Raw genomic sequence first — 22,231 nt, forward strand, 5'->3', positions numbered from 1 at the left:
ACGCTCTCACCCAGCCTGTAAGACAGTTTTGTGCTTAGAGGCTCATTCGCTTATGAAAACACCGACCCAGACCAACGCAATTGACTTCGACAGCGCCAAATTGCAACGCCTGGGCTTTGGTCAGCCTTCCCTTCTTACACGACGCCCCGCGACGGTTGAGCAACTTCGCCAGCAACTGGGCATGCAATTGCAAACCAGCCTGGAGCCGGAGCATATCCTTGCGTTGTTCTTCCGCGAGATCCAACGCCTGGTGCCGCTGGACGCCCTGCAATACCGCCACGAAGCCAGCGACCTGCGCCTGGAGTACGGTCACCGCGGCCATCATTCGGTGAGCTATGCCCTCAGCCATGAAGGCGAGCACCTTGGCGAACTGGTGTTTCGGCGCAACCAACGCTTTCTCGAAGACGAACTGGCCAACCTGGAATCGCTGCTGGCCACCTTGCTCTACCCGATGCGCAATGCCCTGCTCTACCGTGCGGCGACTCGCAGTGCCCTGCGCGACCCACTGACCGAAACCGGTAACCGCATCGCCATGGACCAGACCCTGCAACGGGAAATCGACATGGCTCGCCGGCACCTGCAACCCCTGTCCTTGCTGATGCTGGACATCGACCACTTCAAGCACATCAACGACAGCCACGGCCATGCCACGGGCGACAAGGTGCTCAAGGCCGTCGCCGCCTCGATCAAGAGCCAGCTGCGCAATGTGGACATGGTGTTCCGGTTTGGCGGGGAAGAGTTTCTGATCCTGCTGTCCAACACCGGCCGGGACGCGGCATCGATGGTCGGCGAGCGCCTGCGTCAGGCGGCACAGGCCCAGGATTATTGGGCGGATGATGAGCGGATCGAATTGACGGTGAGCCTGGGCTGCTCGACCTTGCTGGCGGGAGAGTCCGCCGAGAGCCTGTTGCGCCGGGCGGACAGTGCCTTGTATGTGGCCAAGCGTGAAGGCCGCAATCGGCTGGCAATGGCGGGGTAATTTACCCCGCCATCACCCCGTTTACGCCTCGCTGGCAACCAGGGCCGGTTGTTTGCGGGGGGCGGCCACCGACTTTTCCAGCTGCATGCAACGTTCCAGGAACAGGTACATGTAGTCGTAGCTCTTGCAGACCGCCTGGCGCAGCTCTACCTGCAGTTCCTTGGTCGGGTTCATGCCGGCCAGGGTGCAGATGATTTCCAGGGCTTCCCAGGGATGTGCGTCATCGTACTGGGCATGCATCTTCAGCCACTTCATCGCGCGCTTGCGGTCTTCCTCAGGGAAAGCCGCAGCATAGACGCCGGTGGAACACACCACAGCGGACCACTCCCCAGTGGCCCCCTCGATGGCGTAGTTGGTGGCGGCAATCGCGACAATCAGCGAATCGGCCGAGCTGGTGTGCCAGCACCAGTGGCTCAGTGCATGCAGCTCCGGCGGCACTTCCTGTGCCTGCAATTCTTCCAGGCTGACACCGTGGGCGCGGGCCCAATGCACCCAATAATCGGCGTGGTTGAGTTCCACGCGAATATTGCGCATCAGCCAGCGGCGCGCCATGTCCTCCCCAGGATGGCGGGCAAATTTGGTCTTGGTGAGGTTCTGTGCCATGTACAACGCAAACTGTTCAACCACCGGCCAGCCACCGATCAGGTAGTGGCGCATGGTCTTGGCGCTGAGCTTGTTATCGCGCATGCGCTGGTACAGTTCGTGTTCGACAACGCGACGCTTGCTCTCGCTACAGTCCTGGATCAGCTGTTGCGCCCAGGCGGGGTAACTTGAGGCTTCCATAAGCGGGCCGGTTCTGTTGAATGTGTCGATCACTGTCGGGCTCCTTTTGATTTGTGATATGTACAGACCAGCAAATGTTTCATCGGAACGTGCCAGGCGCCTTGAATAACAGGGGCTGCGGTCGCACAGGTCGACACTGCAAACTATCAAAGGTAAACAACTGCGGTCGCTCGATCAGGTATCCCTGAGCGTAGTCGACCCCGATCTCAAGCAAGGCTTGTTCGATCTGGGGTGTCTCGACAAATTCGGCAATTGTGCGCTTACCCATGACATGACCGATGTGATTGATCACTTCGACCATAGCGCGGTTAATCGGGTCGTCCAGCATATCCTTTACGAAACTTCCATCGATCTTCAAGAAGTCTACAGGTAAATGTTTAAGATATGCGAACGAGGACATCCCGGCGCAGAAGTCATCCAGGGAGAAATGGCACCCTAACTCTTTGAGCTCGTTGATAAAACGAATCGCACTACCCAAATTCGCTATAGCGCTGGTTTCTGTAATTTCAAAACAAATCATTTCCGGTGGAATGCCATAGGCAATGAATTGCTCACGCAGGAACCCAAGAAAGTCCTCATCGCCGATGGTAGTGCCTGACAGATTGATCGCACACATGGCCATGGGCCGGCCCGGGCGCTCACGCATGCAGCCCGCGATGATCTTGAACACGTTCTCCACCACCCAACGGTCCAGGGAGGTCATTAAGCCGTAACGCTCGGCGGCCGGGATAAAACTGTCCGGCAGGATGATCCGCCCCGCCTCGTCATGCAGGCGCAGCAGGATTTCGATATGCCCATCCCCCTGTTCGGTGTGCCCAAGGGGCGCGATTTCCTGGGCGTACAGGCAAAAACGGTTCTCTTCCAGCGCCATGTGCAGGCGTTGCACCCAGGCCATCTCGCCAAAGCGCAGGGACAATTCCGAGTCATCGGCGTGATACACCTGCACCCGGTTGCGGCCCTTTTCCTTGGCCATGTAGCACGCCATGTCGGCGGCTCGCAGGGAAGTCTCCAGGGTGGTCGGGGCGTGCGTGATGTGCACCAGGCCAATACTCACGGTGGTGACAAACGGCCTGCCCTTCCACACAAAGTGCAGGCTCTGCACGGTGTGGCGCAGGCTTTCGGCGATTTTTTCCGCCACCGGCGCCGGGCAGTTCTCCAGCAGGATGCCGAACTCGTCGCCCCCCAGCCGGGCCAGGGTGTCACCTTCACGCAGGTCGGACTGCAAGAGCGCGCAGATATGCCGCAACAGTTCATCCCCCGCGGCATGCCCGCAGGTGTCGTTGACCAGCTTGAACTGGTCCAGGTCGAGGAACATCAAGGCATGGCGCCCGGTTTGCTGGCGCCCGACGTTGTGCAGCACCTGCTCCAGGCGGAACTCGAACTCGCGGCGGTTGGCCAGGCCGGTCAAGGCGTCGTGGGTGGCCTGCCAGGACAGGTTGGCGATGTACTGGCGTTCCTGTGTCATGTCGTGCAACACCAGCACCGCGCCGACGACTTTGCCGGCACTGCGGATCGGCGCGCCCACCAGGGTGACGGACACGGTGGTGCCGTCCAGGCGCTGGATCAGCTTGGAGTGCTCGCTGCCCCCACCGAGTTGGCCGCCCAATATGTGTTCGATCAGGGTAAAGCCGTCGGCCTGGGCATTTTCGTCCAGCAGGTTGAACAGCGCCGCCAGCGGCAGCCCTTGGGCCTGGGCGGCTTTCCAATGGGTCAGGGCTTCGGCGGCCGGGTTCATATACGCAATGGCGCCGTCGACATCGGTGGTGATCACTCCGTCGCCAATCGACTCCAGGGTGATCTGCGCCCGCTCCTTCTCCAACTGGAGCGCGTCGGCAAACGCATGCCGCTGGGCCAGCAGCTTGTGGGTACGCAACAGCGCCAGCACGATCAAGCCGAGTGCCGTGGCCAGGTTGGTCACCAGCAGCAGGCGCAGGATCATCCGCGAGCCTTCACCCAGGGCATCGCTGAAGGCTTTCGCGGCCGGCGTCACCCCGTCGTTGATCGCGAAGATCCGCTGCTTCCAGCGGTGTACGTCGCTGCCGCTGACCTGATTGGCCATGATCGCTCGGTGCATCTCCTGGGCCAGGTCGTCCAGTTGCACAAGGTAGCCATCGCCCACCGTCCACAGTTCGATGGCTTTTTCCAGGTAACTGAAATGGCGGAAGTTGAGGTACAGCCAGATCAGGCTGGAAACGTCGTCAGGGTGGTTACCGCCCTTGAGGATGCCCTGGCGCGCGGCAGGCAGGTCCGGCGTCGGGCGGTCCAGGGCCAGCCGCAGCTCATGCCCGCCCTGGGGTACGGCAATCGCGTTCTGGTATTTGAGGTAGGTGGCTTCGTCGCGGCTGTCGGCGTAGAGCGTCAGGTAAAAGATCGCGTCTTTCTGGCCCTTGGACCACAGGCTTTCGCCCGCCACATAACCGCGCACCGCCGAGAGTACGTAGAGACTGACGCAGCCTAACAATGCCTGGAACAGCACGACGGCGATAAAAGGCCACACAATGCCCAATAACCGAGGGGTTCCGAGAGTCTGCTTTTGCTTCATGAGGTCCCTTGCACATGCACAACTAAAATACGCACGCGAGTGAAAACCGCTCCTGATAGCTCAGCGTAGGCTAAATCACCGCACTTGTTGCAAGTGTCCGTAAAGTTTGGCGTACAAGCCACCATCAGCAATCAACTGCTGATGGTCGCCATCTTCGGCAATATGGCCGCCATCGAACACCAATACCCGATCCGCCTGTTTCACCGCCGACAGCCTGTGGGCGATGATCAAGGTGGTACGGCCACTGAGAAACCGCGCCAGCGCCTGGTGCAGGTTGTATTCGGTTGCCGCATCCAGGGCCGAGGTGGCTTCGTCGAGTATTACCACTTTCGGCTCCGCCAGCACCATCCGTGCAATGGCCAGGCGTTGACGCTGCCCGCCGGAAAAGCGCACGCCGGAGCGTCCGACCACGCTGTCCAGGCCCAGCGGCAGCGCCTTGACGGTCGTATCCAGCTGGGCAATTTCCAGCGCCTGCCAACAGGCCTGGTCGCTGCGCTCGCGGCCCATGGTCAGGTTGGCGCGCACCGTATCATTGAACAGTGCCGGGTGCTGCAGCACCACGGAGACATTCTCGCGAATCGTCTCCAGGCCGATTTCCTGCTGGGTCGAACCACCGAAGCGAATGCTGCCGGCCTGCGGCGTATACAGCCCCAGCAACAGTTGCACCAGGGTACTTTTGCCGCCGCCGCTGGCGCCGACAATCGCGACTTTTTCACCCGGGGCGATGTTCAGGTTCAACTGGTCCAGCACCAGTTCCTCGCCGTAGCCGAAATTCAGGCCGCGCACTTCGATGCCGACGGTCTCGCGTCCGGTAAACGGATCGGCACCGCCCGCGTATTGCGGTTCATCGGCGCGGGCCAGCAGTTCGTTGATCCGCGTCAGCGCCCCGCCCGCCGCGTAGTAGGCGTATTGCAGGTTCAGCAACTGTTCCACCGGGCTGATCATGAACCACAGGTAACTGAACACCGCGAGCATCTGGCCGATGGACAGGTCGGAAAACAGCACCGTCAGCATCGCCGCCGCACGGAAGATGTCGATACCGAACTGGAACAGCAAGCCACTGGCGCGGCTGGAGGCGTCGCTTTTCCACTGGGAATTGACCGCAAAATCCCGCACTTCCTGAGCCCGCTGGCCCAGGCGACCGAGGAAAAAGCCCTGGCGATTGCCGGCACGCACTTCCTGGATCGCATCGAGGGTTTCGGTCAGCGCCTGGGTGAACCGCGATGTGCTGTCGTTTTCCAGCTTCTTCAGGTGCTTGACCCGCTTGCCCAACTGCACCGTGGCGTAGATCACCAGCGGGTTGAACAGCAGGATCAACAGCGCCAGCTTCCAGTGCATCCACATCAGGATCCCGGAGGTGCCTACCAGGGTGAGCATCGCCACCAGGAACCGGCTGAGGGTTTCACCGACGAATTTGTCCACCGTGTCCAGGTCGGTGACCAGGTGCGTAGTCACCGTGCCGCTGCCCAGGCTTTCGTATTCGCTGAGGGAAATGCGCTTGAGGCGCTCGATCAGCCGCACGCGAATGCGATAGACGATGTCCTTGGCCAGTCGCGCAAACAACCGCGCCTGCAGCACGTTGAACACCAGGGCGCCGCAACGCAGCAGCAAGGTCACCAGCAGCATCAGGCCGATATAGCCGGCGGCCTTCTGCCAACCCAGGGGCAATGCGTGGTTCATCACCTTCAGTGCCGCATCGCCATGGCCCAGCAGCACTTCGTCCACCAGCAACGGCAGCAGCAATGGAATCGGCACGCTGCACAAGGTCGCCAGCACGGCGACGCCATTGGCGATCCACAGGGATTTCTTGTGATGCAGCGCCAGGCGGCGGACTTCCGCCCAGGTCAGCCGGTCGACACGCTTGGGTTGCTCAACGGGATCGGGCTGATCATGCACAGGCAGCTCGCTCCAGCCAGCGGCTCAGCAGCGGCGCCAATTCGGACAGCGGCTGATAGCCGTTGGTCAGCAGCGCCAGTTGCCCATTACGCTCCGCCAGCAAGGTCGGGAAACCGGCGATGCCCAGGTCCTGGACCCAGGTGAAATCCGCCGCGGTGGCCGCGTGCTGGTCGGCGCGGTCGAAAGCTTCGGCGAACTCGATACGCGGCACGCCGGCGGTCTCGGCCAGTTCCACCAATACGTCGGCGCGGGTCACGTCGCGCCCTTCGACGTAGAACGCCTGCTGGATCAGGCCCAGCAGTTTCCAGGCGCAATCCGGCGCCAGGCTGCGGGCAGTGACCACGGCGCGGCAAGCCGGCTCGGTGTCGTAGACAAAACCATCAGGCAGTGCACCTTCACGCTTGAACGGCTGGCCGGTGGCGTCGGTCACGGCCTGCCAATGCTCAAGAATATAGCGCCGGGTCGTCGGCTCCAGCGCCGCGCCACTGCCGGTGCGCAAGCCGCCCACCACCAGGTGCAGCTCCACGCCTGCGGCCTGGGCCTGCTCAACCAGCGCCTTGGCCACCGGGGCGAAACCCCAGCACCAGGAGCACATCGGATCCATTACATAGAGCAGGCGTGCGGACATGGCTCAGGCCTCGGAGGATGGGGATTGCTTGTAGTTGTAGCCAATCGGGTGCGGCATATTGCGGGCCTTGGCCAGTTCAATCTGCTTTTGCCGGTCGATCGCGCTGCGACGGGTCTTCTCTGAAAGCTTATCCCAGCAATGCGGGCAACTGATGCCAGCTACATAGTGTTCGGATGCACGGTCCTCGACGCTGACCGGTGTGCGGCAGGCATGACATTGATCGTAGTCGCCTTCGCTCAAGTCGTGGCGCACGGTCACGCGATTGTCGAACACAAAGCAGTCGCCCTGCCACTTGGTTTCTTCCTGCGGCACCTCTTCGAGGTACTTCAGGATGCCGCCCTTGAGGTGATACACCTCGTCGAAACCCTCGCTGAGCATATAGCTCGAGGCCTTTTCGCAACGAATGCCGCCGGTGCAGAACATGGCGACTTTCTTGTGTTTGGCCGGGTCGAAGTTGGCTTTGATGTAGTCGGGAAATTCGCGGAAGCTGGTGGTCTTCGGGTCGATCGCGCCTTCAAAGGTGCCGATGGACACTTCGTAGTCGTTGCGGGTATCGATCAGCAGCACTTCAGGGTCGCTGATCAGCGCATTCCAGTCCTGCGGCTCGACGTAGGTGCCGACTTTCTTGTTCGGGTCGACGCCTTCGACGCCCAGGGTCACGATCTCTTTCTTGAGCTTGACCTTGGTGCGGTAGAACGGCTGCTCGTCGCAGTACGACTCTTTGTGGTCGATGTCGTCCATGCGCGGGTCGTTCTTGAGCCAGGCCATCAAGCCATCAATGCCTTCGCGGCTGCCGGAAACGGTGCCGTTGATGCCTTCTTCGGCAATCAGCAAGGTGCCTTTGATGCCGTTGTCGACCATCGCCTGCAGCAGTGGCTCGCGCAGGGCGACGTAATCTTCGAGGGTGACGAACTTATACAGTGCCGCCACGACAATCGGTTGAGTCATGGGTGTTCTCTCCAGGTGGCTACCCTCGTAAAGGGTGAACCGGATGCAAAAAAAACGCGCCGACTGAGCGGCGCGTTGCGGATTCTAACAAAAATGGCGACGATTATGGACCGCCTCTTACTGTGGCGAGGGAGCTTGCTCCCGCTGGGCTGCGGAGCGGCCCCAACCAGGCAGTTGCAACCTTTCAGAAAGATCGCGGTGATTGGCAGAAGGGCTGCTGCGCAGCCCAGCGGGAGCAAGCTCCCTCGCCACATCAAGCTGATGTGCCACAGTGTCAGTGACCGCCGGCGCAGGTCGGCGAGGCCGGGGCTGCGTCGATTTTCGCCCATTCTTCAGGCGTGTAGGTATGCAGCGCCAACGCATGGAATTCGCTCATCAGGTCACCCAACGTGGCATAGACCTTCTGGTGGCGCTTGACGCGGTTGAGGCCCTCGAACTGCTGGCTGACCAGCACGGCCTTGAAGTGGGTCTGCAACCCACGGCTGTGCATATGGCTTTCATCCAGCACGCTCAAGTGTTCCGGGCTCAGGGCGACGAGTGCCGATTCGATACGCTGTTGCATGGTCATTCCTGTTTACTTCTTCTTGGCCGGGGCCGGGGCTTTTGGCGTCAGCTCGTTGGTCATGTCTTCCAGCAGCTTGTTCACCACAGGTACCGCGCTTTCCAGCTTGGCCTGGGTCATCTGGGCCGATTGCTGGGTCAGCTGGGGCATTTTCTCCAGGACTTTCTTGCCCAGTGGCGACTGGTAGAACGCAACCAGGTCCTTGAGCTCGGATTCGCTGAAGTTGTCGGTGTAGAGCTTGATCATGTCCGGCTTGAGCTTGTTCCAGCCGATGGCCTGGTCCAGGGCGGTGTTGGCCTTGGCCTGGTAGGTGTCCAGGACGGTTTGCTTGGAAGCAGGCGCCTTGGTCTGCTCGAAACGCTGGGCGAACATTTGTTGCACTTGCATGTACACCGGGGTACCCAGCTTGTCGGCATGGGCCAGGGTAAGGAAGGCTTCGGCACTGGCGTTGTGGCTGGCGGTATCGGCAAAAACCTGGCCGCTGGCACATACCAGAGCAACCGCGGTACAGATGGCACGAAGACGAGTCATCGAGTTTCCTTTTCTAGCAGGCGAGGTAAGACCCCAAGGGCGCCCATTCTGCGCCTAAAAAACGCCGCGGCTCAACCCCACGCCTTGTGGGGCCTGGTTTTGCGGGGCTTAATCCGATGAAAAGTCTTTTAAGGGAACCCCACCGGGCGATCAGGGCCTAAACTGCGCAAACGAACCTGAAGGAGTGTGCCCGATGAGCCGTATCGAAACCGACAGCCTGGGAGAAGTGCAAGTCCCGGATGACGCTTACTGGGGCGCGCAGACCCAACGCTCGCTGGTGAACTTCGCCATCGGCGACCAGCGCATGCCCCTGGCTGTGTTGCACGCCCTGGCCCTGATCAAGAAGGCTGCGGCCCGGGTCAACGACCGCAATGGCGACCTGCCCGCCGACATTGCCCGGCTGATCGAACAGGCCGCTGACGAGGTGCTCGCCGGCGAACACGACGACCAGTTTCCCCTGGTGGTGTGGCAGACCGGCAGCGGCACCCAGAGCAACATGAACGCCAACGAAGTGATCGCCGGCCGTGCCAACGAGCTGGCGGGCAAGCCCCGTGGCGGCAAGAGCCCGGTGCATCCCAACGACCACGTCAACCGTTCCCAGAGCTCCAACGACTGCTTCCCCACCGCCATGAGCATCGCCGCCGTGCAGGCCGTCACCGAGAAGCTGTTGCCGGCGATCCGTGAACTGTCTGGTGGTTTGGCAGAGTTGTCGGCGCGCCACATGAAGCTGGTGAAAACCGGCCGCACCCACATGATGGATGCGACGCCCATCACCTTCGGCCAGGAAGTCTCGGCCTTTATAGCGCAACTCGACTACGCCGAACGCGCGATCCGCAGCGCCCTGCCCGCCGTGTGTGAACTTGCCCAGGGTGGTACTGCCGTCGGCACCGGGCTCAATTCACCCCACGGTTTTGGCGAGGCGATTGCCTCGGAATTGGCCGCGCTGTCGGGCCTGCCGTTTGTCACCGCACCGAACAAATTCGCCGCGCTGTCGGGCCATGAGCCGTTGACCACCCTGCACGGCGCCTTGAAGACCCTGGCCGTGGCCCTGATGAAAATCGCCAACGACCTGCGCCTGCTGGGCTCCGGCCCGCGTGCCGGGCTGGCGGAAGTCAAGTTGCCGGCGAATGAACCGGGCAGCTCGATCATGCCCGGCAAGGTCAACCCGACCCAGTGCGAAGCGCTGTCGATGCTGGCCTGCCAGGTGCTGGGCAATGACGTGACCATTGGCTTCGCCGCCAGCCAGGGCCACTTGCAGTTGAACGTGTACAAGCCGGTGATCATCCACAACCTGCTGGAATCGATCCGCCTGCTGGCCGACGGTTGCAGCAACTTCCAGGAGCACTGCATCGCCGGCCTGGAACCCGACGCCGAGCAAATGGCCGCGCACCTTGAGCGTGGCCTGATGCTGGTGACTGCGCTGAACCCGCACATCGGCTACGACAAGTCCGCCGAGATTGCCAAGAAGGCCTATGCCGAAGGGCTGACCCTACGGGAAGCGGCGCTGAAGCTGGGCTATCTCACGGACGAAGAGTTCGACCAGTGGGTGCGTCCGGAAAACATGCTGGAAGCCGGTCATTAAGACGCCAATCGTGCACGCCGGGCCCTGAGCCCGGCGAACAGCGACGGCGCCAACGCCACGGTCGCGGACCCCAGCACCACCAACACGGCCCCGCCGTAGCCGAGGGCATTGATGTCTTCGGCGTGCACATACTCGGGCCACATCCAGGCAGCCAGCGCCACCGCGACGAAGGTCACCAATGGCGTCAGCGCCAGAGTGGCGCTGACGCGCGAGGCTTCCCAGTGGGCCAGGGCTTCGGCGAATGCGCCGTAGGCAATCAGCGTATTGAAACAGCAGGCCAGCAGCAGCCAGCCTTGCAGCGGGCTCAGTTGCAGCGCTTCCATCGGGTGCGCCCATGGCGTCAGCAAGAGCGCGCAGGACAGGTAGATCACCATCATCACCTGCAACGAATTCCATACCGTCAGCAACTGCTTCTGGCCCAGGGCGTAGAAGGTCCAGATGGTGGTGGCCAGGAGAATCGTCAGCACCCCGGCGGTGTAGGTGCCCAGGGAGGTCAACAACTCGGTCAGGCGCTGGTTGAAGAACAGGCCGAAGCCGATGATCAGCACCAGCAGGCCCATGCCCTGCCCGAGGCTGAAGCGTTCCTTGAACACGAAGACGCTGGCGATCATCAGGAAGATCGGGCCCACCTGTACCACCAGTTGCGCGGTGCCGGGGCTCAGCAGTTTGAGGCCGACCAGGTAGAGCACATAGTTGCCCATCAGGCCGCACACGGCGATTGCTACCAGCCAGCCGCCTTTTGGTCCGAGGGAACGCCAGCTGGGCAGGCGCCTTACGGCGGCGAGATAGATAAACAGACAACTGCCGGAGACGACCAGGCGAAACCAGGTGACGGTGACGGGGTCCATCACCTGCAAGACCTGTTTGAGTTTGATCGGCAGAATGCCCCAGAGCAGCGCGGTCAGCAGGGCCAGGGATAAACCGTAGACCCAACGGCCCGATGAGATGTGCATGAGTGCCCCGAATGCCTGAGGTGGAGGAGGTGCATTCTAGGGGGATGTGAACGGATTGGGATACGGTGCTGATCAAATGTGGGAGCGGGCTTGCTCGCGAAGGCGGTCTATCAGCCAACATTTTCATCGACTGCCCTGCCGCATTCGCGAGCAATCCCGCTCCCACACTGAGTCAGCGTACGGCTTCGAACAAGCCGGTGGCCCCCATGCCGCCGCCCACGCACATAGTGACAATGCCGTAACGCAACTTGCGCCGCTGCAACTCACGCACCAGATGCCCCACCTGCCGCGACCCCGTCATCCCAAACGGATGCCCGATGGAAATCGACCCACCGTTGACGTTGTACTTGGCGTTATCAATTTCCAGCCGATTACGCGCATAAAGGCACTGCGAGGCAAACGCCTCATTCAGCTCCCACAAATCAATATCCGCCACCGCCAGCCCACGGGCCTTGAGCAACCTGGGCACCGAAAACACCGGCCCGATCCCCATCTCATCCGGCTCACACCCCGCCACCGTAAATCCGCGAAAAAACGCCTTGGGCTTAAGCCCCAGTTCCAGCGCTTTTTCCAGGCTCATCACCAGTGTCATGGAAGCCCCATCAGACAACTGCGAGGAATTCCCCGCCGTCACCGACCCATCCTCCGCAAACACCGGCTTCAATCCCGCAAGACTGGCCAACGTCGTATCCGGACGATTGCAATCATCCCGATCCACCACCCCCTCCAACACCTGCACCGCGCCAGTGTTCTTGTCCTCAACCTTGTACTTCACCGCCATCGGCACGATTTCATCATCGAACAACCCGTCAGCCTGGGCCTGAGCCGTACGCTGCTGGCTTTGCAGCGCATACAGATCCTGCTCTTCACGACTGACGTGATACCGCCGCGCAACGATTTCCGCCGTCTGCCCCATGGGAAAGTAAATGCCTGGCACCTGCTCCTTGAGCAACGGATTGATCAGGTTATCGGTGTTGACGCTCTTCATGGTCAGGCTGATGGACTCGACCCCACCGGCCACGATGATCTCGCTGCAACCGGAAGCAATCTGGTTGGCGGCGATCGCAATCGCCTGCAACCCCGAGGAACAGAAACGGTTGAGGGTCATGCCCGCCGTACCGGTACCCAGTTGCGACAACACCGCCACATTGCGGCCGATGTTGTAGCCCTGGGCACCTTCGTTGGAACCGGCGCCGACGATGCAGTCCTCGACCGTGGCCGGGTCGATGCCATTGCGGGTCAGCAACGCGTTCACGCAATGGGCAGCCATGTCATCGGGACGGGTCTGGTTGAACTTGCCGCGAAAGGACTTGGCCAGGCCGGTTCGCACGCTGTCGACGATCACTACTTCACGCATGGGCTACCTCAATTGTTGTGGTTGTTGAGAGATGGATCGAGCATAGATCCCGCCCTCTTCAACCGCGACAATCATTCACCCCGCGTATGCAAAAGCATGGCGCTACTTCTTCTTGTCCTTCTTGTCATGCTTGTCGGTCTTGTCGAACGCCTCCTCCAGCGCCCGGTTGATGGTGCGCAGTACCTTCACCCGCGCCCAGCGCTTGTCGTTGGCTTCAACCAGCGTCCACGGCGCAATCTCGGTGCTGGTGCGGTCCACCATGTCACCCACCGCCGCCCGGTAGTCGTCCCACTTCTCGCGGTTACGCCAGTCGTCCTCGGTGATCTTGAAGCGTTTGAACGGGATTTCCTCGCGGGCCTGGAACCGCTCCAGCTGCGTCTGCTTGTCGATCGCCAGCCAGAACTTGACCACGATCACCCCGGCGTCGCGCAGTTGCTCTTCGAAGTCGTTGATCTCGCCGTAGGCGCGCATCCAGTCCGTCGGCGTGCAGAAGCCTTCGATGCGTTCCACCAGCACCCGGCCATACCAGGAGCGGTCGAACACGGTGAACATGCCCCGCGCCGGAATCTTCTGCCAGAAACGCCACAGGTAAGGCTGGGCGCGCTCGTCTTCACTGGGCGCGGCAATCGGCACGATGTGGTACTGCCGGGGATCGAGGGCTGCCGCCACACGCCGGATGGCCCCACCCTTGCCCGCCGCGTCGTTGCCTTCAAACACCGTCACCAACGCGTGCTTGCGCATGCGCTTGTCGCGCATCAGCCCGGAGAACCGTGCCTGCTCGGTAATCAGTTGTTCTTCGTAATCGTCCTTTTCAAGGCTCAGGCTCATGTCCAGGCTGTTCAGCAGGCTCATCTGGTCAACCGCCGATGGCAGCGGCGCCGGGTTCATGCCGCTGGCTTTACCCTTGGGCACTTTCAAGGCGTTTTGCAGGCCTTCGAGCAGGATCTTGCCGACGGTCAGCCCGCGGTAGTGCGCATCGACACCCTCGATCACATACCAAGGCGCATAGTCACGGCTGGTGCGGCGCAGGATCCGCTCACCAAAATGCACAAACTTGTCGTAGGTCTTGGACTGCTGCCAGTCCAGCGGGCTGATGCGCCAGCTGTGCAGCGGGTCGTCCTGCAAGGCTTTGAGCCGGGATTTCATTTGCTTCTTGGAGAGGTGGAACCAGAACTTGAAGATCAGCGCACCTTCATCACACAGCATCTTTTCCAGGCGCTCGGCCCCGGCGATGGCCTGGTCCAGCCGCGCGTCCTTGATCTCGCCATGGACGCGACTCTGCAGCATCTGGCTGTACCAGTTACCAAAAAAGATCCCCATGCGGCCTTTCGCCGGAAGCTGGCGCCAGTAGCGCCAGGCCGGTGGGCGGGCCAGTTCTTCGTCGGTCTGCTGGTCGAAGGTGCGCACCTCGATCAGGCGCGGGTCCATCCATTCATTCAGCAATTTGACGGTTTCACCCTTGCCCGCACCTTCGATGCCATTGATCAGGATGATCACCGGGAAGCGCTTCTGCTGTTGCAGTTCGTACTGCACTTCCAGCAAGGCTTCACGCAGGGCCGGCACTTCGGCGTCGTAGGTGTCTTTGTCGATGGCGTGACCGATTTCGGCAGATTCGAACATGGGCGGCTCCGTTCCAGAAGTGATCAAGACTAGCGGATTGGGCAACAACACGTGGCAGGAAATTCCGCAGCGGCTTGCCATGGATCAATGACAACCCTGTTGATCAGCTAGAATGGCCGCCTTGCCTTTGCCGAGCCGCTCATGAACCCCGTATCCCACGCCCAGCTTGACTGGGATGACCAAGGTCGCCCGCACTCGCGGGTCTTCGATGACGTGTACTTCTCCGACAAGTCGGGCCTTGAAGAAACCCGCTACGTATTCCTCGAACAGAACCGTCTGCAGGAACGTTTTGCGGCGCTGCCGGTGGGTGGGCGCTTGGTGATCGGTGAGACCGGCTTCGGCACCGGCCTGAATTTTTTGTGCGCCTGGCAGTTGTTTGATCAACACGCGGTGGCGGGCGCACGCCTGCATTTTGTCAGCGTGGAAAAGTACCCGCTGAGCCACGCCGACCTGCAGCGGGCCCTCGCCCTCTGGCCGGAACTGGCACCGTTCGCCGAGCAACTGCTGGCGCAATACATCGCGATTCACCAAGGCTTCCAGCGGCTGGTACTGGATAACGGTCGAGTCACCCTGACGTTGCTGATCGGCGACGCCCTGGAGCAATTGCCGCAACTGGACGCACAGGTCGACGCCTGGTTCCTCGACGGTTTCGCCCCGGCCAAGAACCCCGACATGTGGACTGCCGAGCTGTTCGCCGAACTGGCGCGGCTGGCGGCGCCGGGCTCGACCATCAGCACCTTTACCAGCACCGGCTGGGTACGGCGGTTGATCAACGCCGCCGGGTTCAAGATGAAGCGCACCCCCGGCATCGGCCACAAGTGGGAAATCCTGCGGGGTGAGTTTCTCGGCTGGCCCGCTGAAACGCCTGCGCCTGCCGCGGCAAAACCCTGGTTTGCGCGCCCGCCTGCCGTTTCCGGTGAACGCCATGCACTGGTCATCGGTGGTGGCCTGGCCGGTTGCGCCACGGCGGCCAGCCTGGCGGCACGCGGCTGGCGCGTCAGTTTGCTGGAACGCCACGCGGCGCTCGCACAGGAAGCCTCCGGCAACCCGCAAGGGGTGTTGTACCTCAAGCTTTCCGCGCATGGCACGGCACTTTCGCAGTTGATTCTCAGCGGTTTCGGCCACACGCGGCGCCTGCTGGAACACCTGCAACGTGGCGTGGACTGGGATGGCTGCGGCGTGCTGCAACTGGCCTTCAACGCCAAGGAAGCCGAGCGCCAGGCACAACTGGCCGGCGCTTTTGCCCCGGACCTGTTGCACCTGCTGGATAAAGAGCAGGCACAGGTGCGCGCCGGGATAACGCTGGAGCACGGCGGCCTGTTCTTCCCCGAGGGCGGCTGGGTTCACCCGCCGGCGCTGTGCGAATGGCAAGCCAGGCACCCGCTGATCGAAGTGCTCCAGCACCACGACGCCCTTGAGCTCAAGCAGGTCGACGGTCAGTGGCAGGCGTTGCAGGGCGATACGGTTCTGGCTCAAGCCAGTGTGGTCGTGCTGGCCGGCGCCGCCGAGATCAAGCGGTTTTCCTTCAGCGCTGACTTGCCCCTCAAGCGCATCCGCGGGCAAATCACCCGCCTGCCGCAAACGGCGCAAAGCCAGGCGTTGGCCACAGTGGTGTGCGCCGAGGGCTACGTCGCCCCGCCACGCCTGGGCGAGCACACCCTCGGTGCCAGTTTCGACTTCAAGAGCGATGACCTTACGCCCACGGTGGCCGAGCACGTGGGCAATCTGGAGATGCTGCGGGAAATCTCCCTCGATTTGCTGCAACGCCTGGGCGCCGACAGCCTTGCACCCGAACAGCTCGAAGGCCGCGCCGCCTTCCGTTGCACCAGCCCGGACTACCTGCCGATCGTCGGACCGCTGGCGCAGCGAGAGGCGTTTGATCACACCTACGCCGCCCTCGGCAAAGACGCCCGGCAGGTCCCTGATGCGCCGTGCCCGTGGTTGCACGGCGTGTATATCAACAGTGGCCATGGCTCACGGGGGCTGGTCACCGCGCCACTCTGTGCAGAGCTGCTGGCCGCCTGGCTCGACGATGAGCCGCTGCCGCTGCCGCGCAGTGTCAGCGAAGCCTGTCACCCCAATCGGTTCGCGCTGCGTGCCCTGATCCGCGGTAACCCAGGCAAATCCTGAGGGCCATGGCGGGCTCGCAACCCGTCAAGGCTCTTTGCCTTATAACGTATTGTTCTAAAACTCCCACAATGTACCCGGGTCAGTCTCTGGGTACCCGCCGTTTTGGCGGGCTGCATTTCTATCCCTCCCCAACGGAAAAACCGGTAAGGAATTTATGTGCGGATTAGCTGGAGAGTTACGTTTCGATCACCAACCTGCCGACCTGGCAGCGGTGGAACGAATCACCCATCACTTGGCGCCACGCGGTCCTGACGCGTGGGGCTTTCATGCCCAGGGGCCGATTGCCCTGGGCCATCGACGCCTGAAAATCATGGACCTGTCGGATGGCTCCGCCCAACCGATGGTCGACGCCCAACTGGGCCTGTCCCTGGCGTTCAACGGCGCGATCTATAACTTCCCGGAATTGCGTGAAGAGCTGGAAGCCCTGGGCTACGCCTTCTATTCCGGTGGTGACACCGAAGTGCTGCTCAAGGGCTACCACGCCTGGGGCGAAGCCTTGTTGCCCAAGCTCAACGGGATGTTCGCCTTCGCCATCTGGGAGCGCGATGCCCAGCGCCTGTTTATCGCCCGTGACCGCCTCGGCGTGAAGCCGCTGTACCTGTCGCGCACCGGCCAGCGCCTGCGTTTTGCCTCGGCCTTGCCGGCGCTGCTAAAGGGTGGCGATATCAACCCGATCCTCGATCCGGTGGCCCTCAATCACTACCTGAACTTCCACGCCGTGGTGCCGGCGCCGCGCACCCTGCTGGCGGGCATTGAAAAGCTGCCGCCCGCCTCCTGGATGCGCATCGACGCCGATGGCAAGACTGAACAGAAAACCTGGTGGACCCTGCCCTACGGCCCCCACGCCGATGAAGCCAACCTGACCCTGGAAGACTGGACCGACCGCGTGCTCGACAGCACCCGCGAAGCCGTGGCGATTCGTCAGCGGGCGGCGGTGGATGTGGGCGTGCTGCTTTCCGGCGGTGTCGATTCCAGCATGCTGGTGGGCCTGTTGCGGGAAGTCGGCGTGCAGGACCTGTCGACCTTCTCCATCGGCTTTGAAGACGCGGGCGGCGAGCGCGGCGACGAGTTCCAGTATTCGGACTTGATCGCCAAGCATTACGGCACCCGTCACCACCAACTGCGTATCGCCGAAAGCGAAATCATCGAGCAATTGCCGGCGGCGTTCCGTGCCATGAGCGAGCCGATGGTCAGCCATGACTGCATTGCCTTCTACCTGCTGTCCCGGGAAGTGGCCAAGCATTGCAAGGTGGTGCAAAGCGGCCAGGGCGCCGATGAACTGTTCGCCGGTTACCACTGGTACCCGCAGGTGGATGGCGCAAGCGACCCGTACGCGGCCTACCGCGACGCATTTTTCGACCGCAGCTACGACGACTACGCCGCTACCGTCGCGCCGAAATGGTTGACCGCGAATGACGCCGCCGGTGACTTCGTGCGCGAGCATTTCGCCCAGCCCGGCGCCGATGCGGCGGTGGACAAAGCCCTGCGCCTGGACAGCACCGTGATGCTGGTGGATGACCCGGTCAAGCGCGTCGACAACATGACCATGGCCTGGGGCCTGGAAGCGCGCACGCCGTTTCTCGACTATCGCCTGGTAGAACTGTCGGCCCGCGTGCCGGGCAAATTCAAATTGCCGGACGGCGGCAAGCAAGTGCTCAAGGAAGCGGCGCGCCGGGTGATCCCGAGCGAGGTCATCGACCGCAAGAAAGGCTACTTCCCGGTGCCCGGCCTCAAGCATTTGCAGGGTGACACCTTGAACTGGGTGCGTGAGCTGCTGCTGGACCCAAGCCAGGACCGCGGCCTGTTCAACCCGGCCATGCTCGACCGCCTGCTCACCGATCCCCAAGGCCAACTGACCCCGTTGCGCGGCTCCAAGCTGTGGCAACTGGCGGCGCTGAACCTGTGGCTCAGCGAACAAGGAATCTGATTCATGAAACCTCATGCCACGGCTTACAGCCAACGCTTGCTGCGAGGCCAGGCGCCCTCCTACGAGCGCCTGCAAGCCCGCTTAGCCGAAGACGGCAGCGCACTGGACCCCACGCCGATTGCCGTGCATTGCGGTTGGGGCCGGCTGTTGATCGGCCACACCTTCCCGGACCCGGCGAGCCTGGCCCTGGAGTTGCTCAACGAGCAGCCCGGCGAGCGGGATATCGCGCTGTATGTGGCGGCGCCACAGCAGATCCTCGGGATTGATCCCCAGCAGTTGTTTCTCGACCCGTCCGATACCCTGCGCCTGTGGTTCACCGACTATCGCCCGGCAACCCGGGTATTTCGCGGGTTCCGGATTCGCCGGGTACAAACCGAGGCGGACTGGCAGGCGGTGAACCAGCTGTACCAGGGGCGCGGCATGTTGCCGGTGGACCCGGCGCTGCTGACGCCACGCCATCAAGGCGGCCCGGTGTATTGGCTGGCCGAGGACGAAGACAGCGGCGCGGTGATCGGCAGCGTGATGGGCCTGAACCACCAGAAGGCCTTTCACGATCCGGAGAACGGCTGCAGCCTCTGGTGCCTGGCGGTCGACCCGCAATGTACCCGCCCCGGGGTGGGTGAAGTGCTGGTGCGCCACTTGATCGAACACTTCATGAGCCGTGGCCTGAGCTACCTCGACCTGTCGGTACTGCACGACAACCGCCAGGCGAAAAGTCTCTACGCCAAGCTTGGCTTTCGCGCGCTGACCACCTTCGCCATCAAGCGCAAGAACGGCATCAACCAGCCGCTGTTCCTCGGCCCTGGCCCGCAGGCGGAGTTCAATCCCTATGCGCGGATCATCGTCGAGGAAGCCCATCGGCGCGGGATCGACGTGCAAGTGGACGATGCCGATGCCGGCTTGTTCACCCTGAGCCACGGTGGCCGCCGGGTGCGCTGCCGCGAATCCCTCAGCGACCTGACCAGCGCCATCAGCATGACTTTGTGCCAGGACAAAAGCCTGACCCACAAGGCACTCAAGGCTGCAGGCTTGAAGCTGCCGGAGCAGCAGTTGGCCGGCAGTGCCGACGACAACCTGGAGTTTCTCGACGAGCACCAGCGTATTGTGGTCAAGCCGCTGGATGGCGAACAAGGCCAGGGTGTGGCGGTGGATTTGCAGACCATTGAAGACGTGCAAAAAGCCATTGAGGCGGCCCGCCAATTCGACACCCGTGTACTGCTGGAAAGCTTTCACGAAGGCCTCGACCTGCGCATTCTGGTGATCGGCTTTGAAGTGGTTGCCGCCGCCATTCGCCGCCCGGCGGAAGTCACCGGCGATGGCCAGCATTCCATTGGCGCGTTGATCGAAGCCCAGAGCCGCCGACGCCAGGCCGCCACCGATGGCGAAAGCAAAATCCCCCTGGACCATGAAACCCAACGCACCCTGCAGGCAGCCGGCTACGACTACAACAGCATCCTGCCCCGTGGCGAACGCCTGGCGGTGCGGCGTACCGCCAACCTGCACACCGGCGGTTGCCTGGAAGACGTCACCGCCATCCTCCACCCGACCCTGGTGGACGCCGCCGTGCGCGCCGCCCGTGCCCTCGACATTCCCATGGTGGGCCTGGACCTGATGGTGCCGGCCGCCGACCAACCGGACTACGTGTTTATCGAAGCCAACGAACGGGCCGGACTGGCCAACCATGAACCGCAGCCGACGGCTGAAAAGTTCGTGGACCTGTTGTTCCCGCATAGCCAACCGACGGCGTGAATGATCGTTCCCACGCTCTGCGTGGGAACGCAGCCCGTGACGCTCCGCGTCACAAGAGCGGACGCAGAGCGTCCCATGAGGCATTCCCACGCAGAGCGTGGGAACGATCATCCTCAACTCATCAGGAGTCTTTATGACCCGAACCATCCCCGAACCGGATCTCGCTTACCTGCAAAAAGTGCTGCTGGAAATGCTCGCCATTCCCAGCCCCACCGGGTTTACCGACACCATCGTGCGCTACGTTGCCGAGCGCCTTGAGGAACTGGGCATTCCCTTTGAAATGACCCGGCGCGGCACCATCCGCGCCACCCTCAAGGGCCAGAAAAACAGCCCCGATCGCGCCGTTTCCGCGCACCTGGACACCATCGGCGCCGCCGTGCGGGCGATCAAGGACAATGGCCGCCTGACCCTCGCGCCGGTCGGCTGCTGGTCCAGCCGTTTTGCCGAAGGCAGCCGCGTCAGCCTGTTCACCGATAACGGCGTGATCCGTGGCAGCGTGTTGCCGTTGATGGCCTCCGGTCACGCGTTCAATACGGCCGTGGATGAAATGCCCATCAGTTGGGACCACATCGAACTGCGCCTGGATGCCTACTGCGCCACCCGCGCCGACTGTGACTCCCTGGGTATCAGCGTCGGCGATTTCGTCGCCTTCGACCCGCTGCCGGAATTCACCGAGAGCGGGCATATCAGCGCCCGCCACCTGGACGATAAAGCCGGGGTTGCCGCGCTGCTGGCGGCGCTCAAGGCGATTGTCGACAGCGGCCAGCCGCTGCTGATCGACTGCCATCCGCTGTTCACCATCACCGAAGAAACCGGCAGTGGTGCGGCGGCGGCATTGCCGTGGGATGTGAGTGAGTTCGTCGGCATCGACATTGCGCCGGTGGCCCACGAGCAGCACTCCAGCGAGCACGCGGTGAGTGTGGCGATGCAGGATTCCGGCGGGCCGTATGACTATCACCTGTCCCGCCACCTGCTGCGCCTGGCGGCGGAAAATGAGCTACCGGTGCGTCGCGACCTGTTTCGCTACTACTTCAGCGACGCGCATTCGGCGGTGACCGCCGGCCACGACATTCGTACCGCACTGCTGGCGTTTGGTTGCGATGCTACCCATGGCTATGAGCGCACGCACATCGACAGCCTCGCCGCGCTGAGTCGCCTGCTGGGCGCGTACATCCTCAGCCCGCCGGTGTTCGCCAGCGATGCACAGCCGGCCAAGGGCTCCCTCGACCGGTTCAGTCACCAGATCGAACACGACACACAAATGGAGAGTGATACCCGCGTGCCGTCGGTGGACAGCCTGGTGGGCCAAAAAACCTGAGACTGGCAACTCGGATCCCGGCGCAGTAGCATCGCCGGGATTCCCTAGCCGAGGCTTGTATGCTGATTCCCTACGATGCACTTGAAGTCGACACCCTGACACGCCTCATCGAAGACTTCGTGACCCGCGACGGCACCGACAATGGTGACGACACACCTCTGGAAACCCGGGTGCTGCGGGTACGCCAGGCGCTGACCAAGGGCCAGGCGCTGATTGTTTTCGACCCCGAGAGCGAGCAGTGCCAGTTGATGCTCAAGCACGATGTGCCCAAGCACCTGTTCGACTGAGACTCAAGGATTGGGCACAGGCACTGGATGGGTGTTGGTCTGCTGCCCGTGGCGACTGAGGATCTTCTGATAGACCTCCGCCCGGTGCACATTGACCCCCACCGGCGCTTCCACACCCAGCTTCACTTGGGTGCCGTTCACTTCCAGAATGCGCAAGGTGATCTGGTCACCCACCGAAATTATTTCACCTACCGCGCGGCTTAATACCAGCATGGGGTTCGTCCTTTTTAAGTTACCGAACCCCGACCATGCGCTCCCTGCCTGGCACCATCAATGGCCTTCAGGTTAAACAGGCATGCCTTACACATCAGGGTAAATTACCCTACAGACAGGCAGTGAATAATCTCGAATTACACCCAAGAACCAAACGATATGTTCAAATTTGCAGGCACTCTCTGTGGCTAGAGAGCTTGTTGTGGCGAGGAGCTTGCTGTGGCGA

18 protein-coding genes are annotated in these 22,231 nt (G+C 62.1%); 7 read left to right on the top strand and 11 right to left on the bottom strand.

The window, feature by feature from the left end; genetic code table 11:
• Positions 1 to 52: 52 nt before the first annotated feature.
• Positions 53 to 979, top strand: coding sequence for a GGDEF domain-containing protein (locus tag HX811_RS20315; RefSeq protein WP_003216729.1), 927 nt, complete (start codon positions 53 to 55; stop codon positions 977 to 979).
• A gap of 21 nt (positions 980 to 1,000) precedes the next feature.
• Here HX811_RS20315 and HX811_RS20320 read toward each other — a convergent pair whose 3' ends face one another.
• The 7 genes from HX811_RS20320 to HX811_RS20350 all read right to left on the bottom strand — a co-directional run bounded on the left by HX811_RS20320 (position 1,001) and on the right by HX811_RS20350 (position 8,869).
• Positions 1,001 to 1,762, bottom strand: coding sequence for a TenA family transcriptional regulator (locus tag HX811_RS20320; RefSeq protein ID WP_218166164.1), 762 nt, complete (start codon positions 1,760 to 1,762; stop codon positions 1,001 to 1,003).
• Between the two features lie 79 nt (positions 1,763 to 1,841).
• Positions 1,842 to 4,304, bottom strand: a complete 2,463-nt coding sequence (locus HX811_RS20325; protein WP_008433239.1) for an EAL domain-containing protein — start codon at positions 4,302 to 4,304, stop codon at positions 1,842 to 1,844.
• Positions 4,305 to 4,379: 75 nt separating this feature from the next.
• The gene (locus HX811_RS20330; protein WP_177047103.1) at positions 4,380 to 6,200 is read right to left on the bottom strand and encodes an ABC transporter ATP-binding protein; all 1,821 of its coding nucleotides are present in this window, start codon (positions 6,198 to 6,200) and stop codon (positions 4,380 to 4,382) included.
• Positions 6,193 to 6,828 carry a DsbA family protein gene (locus HX811_RS20335; RefSeq protein WP_008433236.1) on the bottom strand — a complete coding sequence of 212 codons (636 nt, stop codon included), beginning with the start codon at positions 6,826 to 6,828 and terminating at the stop codon, positions 6,193 to 6,195. Before HX811_RS20335 ends, HX811_RS20330 begins: the two co-directional genes overlap by 8 nt.
• Before the next feature lie 3 nt (positions 6,829 to 6,831).
• Complete coding sequence (locus tag HX811_RS20340) at positions 6,832 to 7,776, bottom strand: rhodanese-related sulfurtransferase (protein WP_003216738.1); 945 nt, start codon at positions 7,774 to 7,776, stop codon at positions 6,832 to 6,834.
• Positions 7,777 to 8,050: 274 nt separating this feature from the next.
• Complete coding sequence (locus tag HX811_RS20345) at positions 8,051 to 8,344, bottom strand: BolA family transcriptional regulator (protein ID WP_003216739.1); 294 nt, start codon at positions 8,342 to 8,344, stop codon at positions 8,051 to 8,053.
• Positions 8,345 to 8,350: 6 nt separating this feature from the next.
• Positions 8,351 to 8,869, bottom strand: a complete 519-nt coding sequence (locus HX811_RS20350; protein ID WP_003216742.1) for a DUF2059 domain-containing protein — start codon at positions 8,867 to 8,869, stop codon at positions 8,351 to 8,353.
• Positions 8,870 to 9,062: 193 nt separating this feature from the next.
• Here HX811_RS20350 and HX811_RS20355 point away from each other — a divergent pair, with 193 nt between their 5' ends.
• A complete protein-coding gene (locus HX811_RS20355; RefSeq protein WP_003216744.1) occupies positions 9,063 to 10,451 on the top strand; it encodes a class II fumarate hydratase in 1,389 nt (462 codons plus the stop codon).
• Here the strand turns inward: HX811_RS20355 and HX811_RS20360 are convergent.
• The 3 genes from HX811_RS20360 to pap all read right to left on the bottom strand — a co-directional run bounded on the left by HX811_RS20360 (position 10,448) and on the right by pap (position 14,381).
• A complete protein-coding gene (locus tag HX811_RS20360; protein ID WP_177047104.1) occupies positions 10,448 to 11,404 on the bottom strand; it encodes a DMT family transporter in 957 nt (318 codons plus the stop codon). The two genes, HX811_RS20355 and HX811_RS20360, sit on opposite strands and share 4 nt — an antisense overlap.
• A gap of 172 nt (positions 11,405 to 11,576) precedes the next feature.
• Positions 11,577 to 12,761: a thiolase family protein gene (locus HX811_RS20365; RefSeq protein ID WP_177047106.1), complete on the bottom strand. Its 1,185-nt coding sequence runs from the start codon at positions 12,759 to 12,761 to the stop codon at positions 11,577 to 11,579.
• 102 nt (positions 12,762 to 12,863) lie between these two features.
• Positions 12,864 to 14,381, bottom strand: a complete 1,518-nt coding sequence (gene pap / locus HX811_RS20370; protein ID WP_177009485.1) for a polyphosphate:AMP phosphotransferase — start codon at positions 14,379 to 14,381, stop codon at positions 12,864 to 12,866.
• 141 nt (positions 14,382 to 14,522) lie between these two features.
• Between pap and mnmC the strand changes: the two genes are divergently transcribed.
• The 5 genes from mnmC (at position 14,523) to HX811_RS20395 (ending at position 21,792) form a co-directional block, all read left to right on the top strand.
• A complete protein-coding gene (gene mnmC / locus HX811_RS20375; protein WP_177047109.1) occupies positions 14,523 to 16,511 on the top strand; it encodes a bifunctional tRNA (5-methylaminomethyl-2-thiouridine)(34)-methyltransferase MnmD/FAD-dependent 5-carboxymethylaminomethyl-2-thiouridine(34) oxidoreductase MnmC in 1,989 nt (662 codons plus the stop codon).
• 154 nt (positions 16,512 to 16,665) lie between these two features.
• Positions 16,666 to 18,438 carry an N-acetylglutaminylglutamine amidotransferase gene (locus HX811_RS20380; RefSeq protein ID WP_003216754.1) on the top strand — a complete coding sequence of 591 codons (1,773 nt, stop codon included), beginning with the start codon at positions 16,666 to 16,668 and terminating at the stop codon, positions 18,436 to 18,438.
• A 3-nt stretch (positions 18,439 to 18,441) separates the two neighbouring features.
• Entirely contained in the window at positions 18,442 to 20,187 is a 1,746-nt protein-coding gene (ngg, locus tag HX811_RS20385) for an N-acetylglutaminylglutamine synthetase (protein ID WP_177047111.1), read from the top strand.
• Between the two features lie 133 nt (positions 20,188 to 20,320).
• On the top strand, positions 20,321 to 21,505 hold the full coding sequence (locus HX811_RS20390; RefSeq protein WP_003216760.1) for an osmoprotectant NAGGN system M42 family peptidase: 1,185 nt from the start codon (positions 20,321 to 20,323) through the stop codon (positions 21,503 to 21,505).
• A 59-nt stretch (positions 21,506 to 21,564) separates the two neighbouring features.
• A complete protein-coding gene (locus HX811_RS20395; protein WP_003192759.1) occupies positions 21,565 to 21,792 on the top strand; it encodes a YheU family protein in 228 nt (75 codons plus the stop codon).
• Positions 21,793 to 21,795: 3 nt separating this feature from the next.
• Here the strand turns inward: HX811_RS20395 and csrA are convergent, their stop codons facing one another.
• A complete protein-coding gene (gene csrA / locus HX811_RS20400) occupies positions 21,796 to 22,005 on the bottom strand; it encodes a carbon storage regulator CsrA (protein WP_177047113.1) in 210 nt (69 codons plus the stop codon).
• Positions 22,006 to 22,231: the final 226 nt, after the last annotated feature.

Origin of the sequence: Pseudomonas sp. F8002 (genome assembly GCF_013385495.1) — a bacterium.
Classification (GTDB): Bacteria; Pseudomonadota; Gammaproteobacteria; order Pseudomonadales; family Pseudomonadaceae; genus Aquipseudomonas.

Excerpts from the sequence above, each read along its gene's own strand:
- HX811_RS20390 (WP_003216760.1), top strand. The coding sequence starts at position 20,321 with ATGACCCGAACCATCCCCGAACCGGATCTCGCTTACCTGCAAAAAGTG.
- HX811_RS20365 (WP_177047106.1), bottom strand. The coding sequence starts at position 12,761 with ATGCGTGAAGTAGTGATCGTCGACAGCGTGCGAACCGGCCTGGCCAAG.
- HX811_RS20395 (WP_003192759.1), top strand. The coding sequence starts at position 21,565 with ATGCTGATTCCCTACGATGCACTTGAAGTCGACACCCTGACACGCCTC.
- pap (WP_177009485.1), bottom strand. The coding sequence starts at position 14,381 with ATGTTCGAATCTGCCGAAATCGGTCACGCCATCGACAAAGACACCTAC.
- HX811_RS20345 (WP_003216739.1), bottom strand. The coding sequence starts at position 8,344 with ATGACCATGCAACAGCGTATCGAATCGGCACTCGTCGCCCTGAGCCCG.
- mnmC (WP_177047109.1), top strand. The coding sequence starts at position 14,523 with ATGAACCCCGTATCCCACGCCCAGCTTGACTGGGATGACCAAGGTCGC.
- HX811_RS20380 (WP_003216754.1), top strand. The coding sequence starts at position 16,666 with ATGTGCGGATTAGCTGGAGAGTTACGTTTCGATCACCAACCTGCCGAC.
- HX811_RS20320 (WP_218166164.1), bottom strand. The coding sequence starts at position 1,762 with ATGGAAGCCTCAAGTTACCCCGCCTGGGCGCAACAGCTGATCCAGGAC.
- HX811_RS20360 (WP_177047104.1), bottom strand. The coding sequence starts at position 11,404 with ATGCACATCTCATCGGGCCGTTGGGTCTACGGTTTATCCCTGGCCCTG.
- csrA (WP_177047113.1), bottom strand. The coding sequence starts at position 22,005 with ATGCTGGTATTAAGCCGCGCGGTAGGTGAAATAATTTCGGTGGGTGAC.
- HX811_RS20350 (WP_003216742.1), bottom strand. The coding sequence starts at position 8,869 with ATGACTCGTCTTCGTGCCATCTGTACCGCGGTTGCTCTGGTATGTGCC.
- HX811_RS20355 (WP_003216744.1), top strand. The coding sequence starts at position 9,063 with ATGAGCCGTATCGAAACCGACAGCCTGGGAGAAGTGCAAGTCCCGGAT.
- HX811_RS20335 (WP_008433236.1), bottom strand. The coding sequence starts at position 6,828 with ATGTCCGCACGCCTGCTCTATGTAATGGATCCGATGTGCTCCTGGTGC.
- ngg (WP_177047111.1), top strand. The coding sequence starts at position 18,442 with ATGAAACCTCATGCCACGGCTTACAGCCAACGCTTGCTGCGAGGCCAG.
- HX811_RS20340 (WP_003216738.1), bottom strand. The coding sequence starts at position 7,776 with ATGACTCAACCGATTGTCGTGGCGGCACTGTATAAGTTCGTCACCCTC.
- HX811_RS20315 (WP_003216729.1), top strand. The coding sequence starts at position 53 with ATGAAAACACCGACCCAGACCAACGCAATTGACTTCGACAGCGCCAAA.
- HX811_RS20325 (WP_008433239.1), bottom strand. The coding sequence starts at position 4,304 with ATGAAGCAAAAGCAGACTCTCGGAACCCCTCGGTTATTGGGCATTGTG.